Annotated in this window: 2 protein-coding genes; both read right to left on the bottom strand. The window is 59.6% G+C overall.

Translation table 11 applies throughout. The features are described 5' to 3' along the window. Positions 1–168: 168 nt before the first annotated feature. Positions 169–1866 carry a cation:proton antiporter gene (locus ABX749_RS25635; RefSeq protein ID WP_372898511.1) on the bottom strand — a complete coding sequence of 566 codons (1698 nt, stop codon included), beginning with the start codon at positions 1864–1866 and terminating at the stop codon, positions 169–171. 273 nt (positions 1867–2139) lie between these two features. Continuing rightward, entirely contained in the window at positions 2140–3552 is a 1413-nt protein-coding gene (locus tag ABX749_RS25630) for a protein kinase (RefSeq protein ID WP_372898510.1), read from the bottom strand. Positions 3553–3718: the final 166 nt, after the last annotated feature.

Raw genomic sequence — 3718 nt, 5'->3', positions numbered from 1 at the left:
GGGCAAGACGATGGGGGCAAGACGATGGGGGCAAGACGATGGGGGCAAGACGATGGGGGCATACGCATCACGTTAAGAAGCAAACCTCCTGTGTGCGTAGGGGTTGGAGCGCAGCGAGGGGAGGTCCAACTGTGAATCGCGGTGGTCACTTCGTCGGTCCGAGTGGCGTCACTTGTTTTTTCGCCGCTGGGTGATCAAAGCGTGCATGACGTCGCTGCGACGGACCACTCCCAGCAATTCGTGGGGGCTGGCGCGTTGGACGACGGGGATGCAATCGTCCGTCTCGCCTTGAAACAACTCGAACGCTCGCGCCGCCGGGTCGTCTTCGTGCAGGCAAGAGTCGATGTCGCTGACGAGGTCTTCGGCACGCACCAGTTTCGCGGCGCTGTGATCGAACAGAACGTCGCTGAGCAGCGGATAGCGAATCACGCCGACGACGCGCATTCGGTCGTCGACGACCGGGTAGGTGTTGTCGTGGCTGTGTTCGATATGCGCGACGACTTGATCGAAGTCGGCTGATTGATGGATGCCTTTGGTCTTCCGCAACAGATCGCTGACCTTGACTTTGCCGATCACCGCCGCGGCGGGGGCGGTGCCGTTGACCGCCGCGCGGAAGCGGTCGACGACTTCGCGCAGCTGTTCCAGCGGCGTCCGGCTGGTGTGGTGGATCGCTTGGGCCAGCGGGACTTCACCGGTTTGGATCAACGAGTGTCGAATGAACAGCGGGCCGATGATTTCGAACAGGACGACCGATCCCAAGATGATGTCTTGGATCGGTTTGCCCAATTCCGGATTCCGGTTGACGGCAATGGTGGACAGTGCGATCGCGGCTCCGGCTTGCGCGAACAGGCACGAGCCGCCCCAGTTGCGCACTTCCGGCGGTTGCCGGGTGGCTTTGGCCGCGACGTACACGCCCAGCCATTTGCCGACGATCCGAAAGGCGATGTAGACGATGCCCAGTTTGCCCGCGGCGATGAACGCACCGGCATCGAGTTCGGTGCCGTGGGCGACGAAGAACAACACCGCCAGCAAGCCCGACAAGTGATCGAGTTCGTCGACGATCTTCTGTTTGTAATCCGATGTGTTGGCAACCGTCACGCCCATCATCAGAAAGGACAGCATGTACGGAATCTCGAACGATTCGTCGACGCCCAGCAGGAACGTGACGGCGGCGACCAACAGCACCAGCCAGCGTTTCATGTTCAGAAATCCGCAGCCATAGCTGACCACCAACCCGCCCACGATCCCCAGACCCATCGAACCGGCGACGTTCAGCAACACGCCGAACATCTGGCGGCTGAAGGAGACTTGCAGGTTGCCCTGGGACCATTCGATGCCCAGGAACGCAAACTCGAACAGGATGATGCAAGCAAAATTATTCATCGCGACCAAGAAGCCCGTGCTTTCGGTCACCGGGCCTTCGGAGCGGAATTCTTTCAGGACCAGGATCGTGGTCGCCGGCGCGGTCGCAACGGCCAAGCATCCCAGCAACAACGCCATGCTGCCGGTGCACCCGAACAGGGCCAAGCCGATCGTGACCAGCACCAAGGTCGCCGTGATTTCGGCGATCGAGAGCGCCATGCAGTGCGCCGCGACACGCCGGACCTTGGAAAACGTGAACTCGCAGCCGAGATTGAACAGCACCAGCGCCATCGCCAGTTTGAGCAGCGGTTCGAACAGCTCGACGTGCTCGGTCGGGACCCAGTCCAGGGTGCTCGGGCCGACCAGCAGCCCCACCAACAGAAACGCCGTGACTTTGGGCAAATGAACGAAATCGGCTAAAACACCGGCGGCCAGGCAAACGGCCAGAAGCAATCCAATCGTGCTGGTGATGTGCAGATGGAATTCACCCATGAGGATTGCCATGAAAGGTCGCCCGTGGACACAGTTGGAAAATCCACAAAGAGTGTCAAGTGCGGTGAGACGTGGTCTTGTCGGTCACCCTTTGTTTGCCGAGGCCCAAGTTTAGCCGAACCGGCCCGTTCCTGTCTTGGGCGATCGTGGGGACCGCCCGGCAATCGCTGCGGATGGTTTTTAAGCGAGCGGATTCATCCCAGGCAGAAGCGTAACGGCGTGTTAATGGTCGTGCCCGCGACTTTTCTGACGCGTTCAATTCCCAACCACTCCTCTCTGCGGCGGTCAATCATCCGGCGGGTCGATCACGCGGGCGACGGCGAAGATCGTGTTGTCTTGCGGAATCGATTTGGCATTCCACTGGAACCAGCGATAGTTGCCGTCGGAGTCACGGTAGCGATTGCAGAACGCCACGATCGAATCGCCCTGGGCCAGCGTGCTGATCGCTTGGATCGTTTGCCGGATGTCGTCGGGGTGGATGAATTCGATGAAGGGTTTGGAGATCAATTCGCTGTCGCTGTATCCCAATACCCGTGAAAAGTTCGAATTGACCCGTTTGAAGTAACCGTCCAAGCTGGCAATGCAGAACAGATCCATGCTGAGTTCGAAAAATCGGCACAGGTCGCGTTGGGCACGCTCCATCGACGATTCCACGTAGGCCGTGATTTGCGCCGCGATGGTTCCCGCGTCGGCCGGGCGGTCGCGTTCGTTTGGCGCCAAGCAGCGTTTGGCCAGTGCGATGATCGCCGGATCCGCGTCGCAGGCGTCCAGGCGTTGGTACGTTTTGTGGATGGAGCCTCGGGCGGCGCGGCGATAGATCCGACGAAAGCTCGATCCTTCATACGGCGGCTTGCCCGTCAGGATTTCGCACAGCAGCGCGCCCAAGCCGAAGACGTCCGAACGCACGCTGATGTGATGGCCGCGCGCCTGCTCCGGCGCCATGTAGCTCGGGGTGCCGATGATCTTGCTGTTGGACAGGATCATCGAGAGCTGCTCGTCGGAAATATTTTCCACCGCCGCCGGGCTGATCGGAGTGAGCTCAATCGGAGACTTTCCCATTTGACGACTCAATCCCCAATCCATCACGTGGACTTCGCCGTACGCGCCCACCATCACATTGGACGGCTTGATATCCAGGTGAACGGTCTGGTGCGCGTGTGCATAGGCGATCGTCTGGCAGACTCGGGCGAAAACATCCAGCAGACGCGAGTGCTGCAACTGGGTTTTGTTTTCCGTCTTCATCAACTCACTGAGCGTCCTGCCCTCGACCAGTTTCATCGCAAAGAAGGGCTGTCCGTCGTCGCTGATCCCCATGTCGTAGACCGAGACGATCCCCGGATGCTGCAGCCGCGCGGTCGTGCGAGCCTCTTGGAAGAAACGCTGACGCGCTTCGTCTCGCCCCTGATAGTTCTTCAGCAAGACTTTGATCGCGACCTCCCGATCAAAGATGCTGTCGTAGGCGTGATAGACCAAGCCCATGCCGCCTTTGCCGATTTGTCTGTCGATCACATACCGTTGCATCGTGGCGACCGGTTGCGGCTCGCAATGGTCGTGATCGAAATCTCCCCCCGGCACGCTTTCCGCGCGGTCCTTCGAGATGGATGCGGTGCGCGCCGACGAGCGATTGGGGATCATGGATTCCGGATCCTCATGATTCGGTTTCAGGTCAAAATCGCGGCAAATTTGGATCAAGGTCATCGATTGCAAACTCTTCTTGCGAGAGCTCGCGCAGCCTTGATTGATCAGTTTGCCCCACACCTGCTGGAACCGCGTCATTGACCTTTCCAGCAGGAGATCCCCGGAGAACCTCGCTCGGTTCGCCGACGATCAACGATTTCAACGCTGCACAAACCTCCCGGTGGTG

Origin of the sequence: Stieleria sp., assembly GCF_041595215.1 — a bacterium.
GTDB classification, from domain to species: domain Bacteria; phylum Planctomycetota; class Planctomycetia; order Pirellulales; family Pirellulaceae; genus Stieleria; species Stieleria magnilauensis.
Note: the sequence above shows the minus strand (reverse complement) of the source record. Positions and strands in the feature narration are given on the sequence as shown.

Bases quoted from the DNA above. Each gene is read 5' to 3' on its own strand.
- ABX749_RS25635 (WP_372898511.1), bottom strand. From the start codon at position 1,866: ATGGCAATCCTCATGGGTGAATTCCATCTGCACATCACCAGCACGATT.
- ABX749_RS25630 (WP_372898510.1), bottom strand. From the start codon at position 3,552: ATGACCTTGATCCAAATTTGCCGCGATTTTGACCTGAAACCGAATCAT.